This is a genomic window from Phormidium sp. CCY1219 (assembly GCF_055795085.1).
This window is the reverse complement of sequence record NZ_JAYFEQ010000717.1, coordinates 1-5,847: the sequence shown is the minus strand read 5'-3', so window position 1 is coordinate 5,847 and position 5,847 is coordinate 1. Positions and strand designations below refer to the sequence as shown.

Genomic DNA, 5,847 nt, shown 5'->3' with positions numbered 1-5,847 from the left:
GAAACCCAGATCTCAAAGGTCTGGGCGCAGAAGCCCGCGCCGTACCGCCTAAGCGGTCGGCGTCGGGAGTACGTCACGGTCAGAGACGATCGCGGTATTCACCTCGCAATTGTCCGGTGGGGGAGGAGTGACCACAACCGGTTCGACATTTTCAGTGGGTGAGGGAGAAGCGTCAGGGGAGGGGCTAGGGACTTGCATAGGTTGCGATCGCGGTGTTGGGGACTTAGGGGGAGGGGATGTAGGGGTTGGGGACGGTTCGGCGGTAGGGACCTCTGGTGGGGGGAGATTCTCCGTCACTGGGGAAGTAGAAGGTGGGGAGCGAAACGCCACATAAGCGCCAGCGATCGCCGCCGCCACGGCGAGGATGCCCACCACAATGAGTGGAAATGGATTTCGATTCATAAATCGGCAAGCTTGACGAGTCGAGTCATATCGCTACCAATTTATCTCCTTTAAAGGCATATCGGCGATGACAAGAGGAGAGGGTCAGGGTAGCAGATCTTGCCGAGGGGTTTGCACAGCGATCGCCGATGGATTCGTGCTATCCCACCGCATTGCTATCAGCGTTGCGTAACTCATTTGATTGCTGCTGTGCCGCCGCTTGAGAATTAATGCGGTTGAGTTCGCGGATGCGGCGCGAGAGCAAGCGGATGATATTGATTGCAATGCCGGGGGTTTCATCGATCGCGTCATAGAGTTGTTGCTGAGTCAAAACCAGACACTCGCAGGGTTCGAGAGTCGAGACCGAAGCCGAACGGGGTTCGGCGTCGAACAGAGACATTTCACCAAAGCAAGCACCCTTGTCGAGTTGAGCGAGATCCCGATTGCCGATATGGACGCGGACTTGGCCCGAGACGACAATATAGAGCGATCGCCCTTCCTGACCTTCCGTAAAAATAGTATGCTTTGCGGGGAAAGAAAGTTCATCCATCACCGAAGCGAGGCGAACGAGAAAATCATCCCGCAGTTCCTTAAAAATCGGAACGCCCCTGACAAATAGTAAGCGGTCAACACTGGTCAGCATTGCGAAAATAAAAAGTTAAGTCGTTAGGTTGCTTCCAAACCTGCGATACCGGGATAATTGGGAAACCCCTGAGAGCCTCCGGTTGCGGTTGGGGTATGGGGGGAAGAATCGCTAATTCCCAACTGGGCCATCATCTCCTTAACTTGTGCGGCGACGAGGCGGTCCCGGTCATTTTTCATCCTCGGCAACAGTTCGAGGAGGGCGCGGGGAGAGGCTACTCTCAGGTAGGCTAGCACAGCTTCGCGCACAAAACCTTTCGGATGGCCCAAACAAGCCAAAGTTTGTTCCGCACTCAGACTCCAGCGTTCCGCGAGTGCTAAATGAAAGCAGCAAGCTAATGCCCAATCGGAGATAAAGTGGCGTAAGTCGAGCAGACGGCGGAGACGACGCTCTTGGGAGAGGGATTCGATCGCCACCAGTTCCGATAAGCTTTGCAATTTTTCCTCATCGGAGCGACGATCGAGAACGTTGAGCAGAATTTGCTTGCTCGGAATATCGAGAGTATTGTCCAAAATTTCTAATCCCCGGGCCATATTTGTCCGCACCCCCGACTTGAGATTAAAAGCAGCCGCTTGAATCGATCCGAGGGGATAAAGAAACTTCATCAGCAGAAATAAGCGGTCAACCGAATCGGCGATCGAATCGCGTAGGGCGCGGCGCAGGAGATTGGCTTCTCGTCCGAGAACCCGGTCTGCATTGAGTTCGATCAGTGCTTGATAAATTTGGCCCATCAGCATTAGTTCTTGGTCGATTAAAATTTCCACCCCGCTGCGGCCCATGCGGTCTAAGACCCCTTCTATCCCCACTTCTCCGGGCATTTTCAGCAGGATGCGGAGGATATTGCGGCGGGTGATGCCCCAGCCGGTCATCAGGCGATCGACCAAAGTATCGAGGGATTCGCGAGTTCCCATCTGACCGATCGCCATCCAAGCTTGCATCCGCACCAAATCTGGTTTATGGATATCTTCTGCCAGTTCCACCACGCGATCGAGGACCTCGTTATTCAAGCGCACTAAGGCGCGCATGGCTGCCTCGCGAGTGGATTTATAGTAGAGTCCGCGCAGGAGGGAGGGGTAATATTCTTCTAAATGGGTCGAAGCAATCACCTCCAGAAGAGCGCAGCGCACCCGCAACGACTCATCCTGAAGCAGATTGGGGATAAACAGTCGCAACCCTTGCAAATACTCGGCTTCGCCCAGGGCGCGACAGCCCATCACTCGTTCCCGTTCTTGCTTGTGGGTGAGCATGTGGCGCAGGGCGTTGGTGGCTTCTGCTTTTTGCTCGCGATTTCCGCGACGCATGATTAAAGCGGCAGCAGTGCCCCGCACCACCGGATCCACTTCGGCTCGCAGATAAGGGCGCAGTTGCTCGATATCGAGATCCGGTTCGGTCAGCCAGATATAGCGCAGGGCTAAGGCGAAGACTTCTGGGGTTATGGTTTGACTCAGGAGTGCGCGCACGTGGGAAATATATGCCACCGAGGGATGCTGAAGCATGACCTCCAAACTTTGGCGCTGCAAGGGGGGGGAGAGATGCGCCAACAGGGGTGCGAGGGCCTCGCCCACATGTTCGGGGTCGATTTGATTGAGCAGTTCGATGCAAGAGCGTTTATCCTCATCGCTGCCTTTGTTTTCTAGGGTTTCCATCACGGTGCGCTTCAAGGTTCGCAAATCCACATCGGAGACGCCCAGACGACCCCGTTCCGCGCTCGAGACCAGCAAACCCACATAGCGCGATCGCAGCAACCAAATCACGAACAACCAGGCTAAGGCCATCAACACGATCGACCCTAAGAATATGACTCCCTGGAGTTCGACTTGCGCGGTATCGCTGGCGTTGGGAAACAGCAAGTGGGTGAACCAGATGGTGGCTAAAATCCCGACCCCCGTTGCGCTGATCGCTAAGGGTTCGGCAACCCCATTTACCATCGATTGAATGTTGCTGCGAATGCTGTCGGGCAGGGGTTGAAATAACACCGGCCCGGTGCCTTCAATGACGGTATATTTCAGCAGTTCTTCGATAAATTTGAGGCTGACCAACCCCCAAAAGAACGGCACGCCGGGAGTTAAAGAAAATCCGCCAAGCATCACCAATCCGGTGGGTAACAGACTGGCGGCAAAAAACACCCCGAATTTTTCCACCATCCGACTGGAGATAAACCACTGCATCACCAGTTCAAAGATGCCCAATATGCCGTTGAATACTCCGAGGAAACTGGCAATCCCGATCGCGAGATCTTGTCCGGCGGGATTTTGTTGTTCCAGTTCGCTCAAAAATAAAAAGTCAACGATGATATAAACGGCTTCGGTAAAAATAAAAAATGTAAATAGGGGAATGACGTAGCCTTTCAACGGGCCGCCGAGTCTTCGATTGGTGAAATCATGTTCGCTGTCGATTTCGCTCGATCGCACTGTGTCGGGAAAGGCTTGATGATAGGTCTGGCTCAAGTACAACAGAATTGCGGCACCCAGGAGCATGAGCAAGCAAGAGACCAGCAGAACGTTTCTCAAGCCGACAAACTGTAGCAGGGGGGGCAGGGAAAATCCACTGAGTACATCTGCAAGTAAAATCCCACTGCTGACGATCGGGTAGGTGCGCTTAATTTCGCGAATGTTAAACAGTTGGTTGGCGGTGATGGAGGTGTTGAGGTCGTTGAGGACGTAGATCGCTTCGAGCCACAACCGCATCACGAAAATGGTGATGCTGGCAATGATGACGATTTCTAATCCGAGGCGAAACAACAGCAAGGGGAGTGCCATGAGGATGGCGATCGCCACGATCACTCGGCGCAGGGGCAGGAATTTTTGCATCCAAGAGTAGATGACTCCCAGAAATGAGCCGATTCCCGCACCCGCCACATAAATCCAGGGCAAGGAGTCTGCGCCGTATTCATCTAAGAACAAGCCTACGGTGCTCGCTTCGAGCCAAAGCAGTCCTACGGATGTGGCGGTGTAAAAGGCGAACATCAACCACGTTCGCTCTGCTTCTTCCGGACGAAGGTTTAACCACTGTAGCAATGCCTGAGCGAATCCACTTTTCGCAAACCGCCGATCTTTAAGTTCCATGCAGCGTTGATTTCCTGTGAATGTAGATTATCCCTGTTTTTGTGCCGATTAAATTGGGTTTCTGGTGCCCAGGACGCACTCAGTGGCGGTTCCGGCTTTGTAAATCGTTTTTCATCAGATTTCCCCTAAATAAATCTCTGTTTTGCGTGCCCTGTTTCCCTGGCTGCAACCTCCATTCCAGTGATTGAGTTTCTGTGGTGGAGTTTACCCTCTATCTTAGGCGATTTTCTGCCCACGCCGGACGAGGACATGCGTTCTTCCTCAATACCATAACCTCTTTTTCTTTGCAACCGCCACTGGTGCGGGCTATGGGAGGCGAGTTCCCAGAGGTGTTTTCAGTTGCTCTACCCGGGGAGAGGATGCTGTGGTTCTGACCCTTGCGGTGGGATAGCGCAACCACACCTGTAGCGATCGCCTCTCTCTGGATCTGGCTCTTTCATTAACACAATTTATCTTTTTTGTCAAGTCCCCCTGGGGGAATTTTTGCGAATCCGGTGGCGGGGCGATCGCGATGGGGAAATAGGAAAATAGGGAAAAAGCTAGCCGCGATCGCGACTAGCTTTTAAAAAGTCTTATTGACGAAGAATCATGCTCTGAAGCACAAACCCACCTGCCTCCTTGTGGAGAGTTCTTCTCCCCGGGCGCTGGCTGGGTTGCGCCTGCACCTGAGTTTTACCATCCCCCCGGCCTAAACTCCCCTCAAACCGGAGGCGATCGCGCCTCCGCCTTTCGAGATACCCGTTTAGGGGCGATAAACTCTTTCTCATCGCCTCGGCGGTGGATCCTACTTCTTGGGAGACAGCAACATCGTCATGCTGCGCCCTTCTTTCTTCGGATTTTGCTGAATTTCGGCAATTTCATCCAAATCGCCTGCCATTCGCCTCAGCAACTCTTCTGCTAAATCTGTATGTTGAATTTCGCGACCTCGGAACATAATTGTCGCTTTTACTTTATCCCCCGATTTCAGGAAGCGCTGCGCTTGTTTGAGACGCACGTTATAATCGTGGTCTTCAATTTTGTAGCGCATTTTCACTTCTTTGACCTCAGAGGTATGCTGCTTTTTCTTCGCCTCCCGGACTTTTTTCTCTTGCTCGAATTTATATTTTCCATAATCCATGATTCGGCAAACCGGGGGATCGGCCTTGTCGCTGACTAAGACTAAATCCAGGTCTTTTTCCTCAGCCATTCGCAGGGCCTCGCTAGGCGATATAATGCCCAGTTGGTTGCCGTCGGTGTCAATGGCTCGAATCTTGGGGAAACGAATTCTTTCGTTAATTTGAGGTAGGTCGCGAGAGCGTCTCTTTTCAATCACAGGCGTTATAGATATTGGTGGAAGCTGTTCGTTAATTGGGTAAATTTGCTTTTGCTACAGAAGATGCGCTGCAAGGATGCCCGATTTCACTCAAGGCTGCTGCCGATTTGGGGGCAATGCCACTGCTAAAATTGGTGCATCCATTCCCGGTGCCCAAATTTCGGCGAAAGCCCCAGAGGGGGAACCGATTTGGCACCGCAGCGATCGCAGTGTCTTGTCTCTTGGAATACTTCAAACGAGAAGCAATCGAGAACCTGGAATCCCCGTAACTTTAGTTCGGGGAGGAAGGGCGAACGGCGGTTTTAACCGCCTTTCAACCATTTTATTAATCTCGAATCATGGAGATAATCCTTTTCCTTGAAAAGTTGTGTGTCCCTACGACCACCAAAAACGTTGTGTCCTGCAATCGCGCAGTGCTTCCACCCAAGGAAGCCAACAAATAGTCC

General features: G+C 52.6%; 4 protein-coding genes. All 4 read right to left on the bottom strand.

Features of this window, described 5'->3' with window-relative positions; all coding sequences use genetic code 11:
* Window positions 1-48: 48 nt before the first annotated feature.
* Entirely contained in the window at window positions 49-402 is a 354-nt protein-coding gene (locus AC0QH1_RS21460) for a hypothetical protein (RefSeq protein WP_324633361.1), read from the bottom strand.
* Window positions 403-541: 139 nt separating this feature from the next.
* A complete protein-coding gene (locus tag AC0QH1_RS21455) occupies window positions 542-1,024 on the bottom strand; it encodes a Crp/Fnr family transcriptional regulator (RefSeq protein WP_324633360.1) in 483 nt (160 codons plus the stop codon).
* A 23-nt stretch (window positions 1,025-1,047) separates the two neighbouring features.
* The gene (locus AC0QH1_RS21450) at window positions 1,048-4,089 is read right to left on the bottom strand and encodes a HEAT repeat domain-containing protein (RefSeq protein WP_324633359.1); all 3,042 of its coding nucleotides are present in this window, start codon (window positions 4,087-4,089) and stop codon (window positions 1,048-1,050) included.
* A gap of 784 nt (window positions 4,090-4,873) precedes the next feature.
* The gene (infC, locus tag AC0QH1_RS21445) at window positions 4,874-5,410 is read right to left on the bottom strand and encodes a translation initiation factor IF-3 (RefSeq protein ID WP_324633362.1); all 537 of its coding nucleotides are present in this window, start codon (window positions 5,408-5,410) and stop codon (window positions 4,874-4,876) included.
* Window positions 5,411-5,847: the final 437 nt, after the last annotated feature.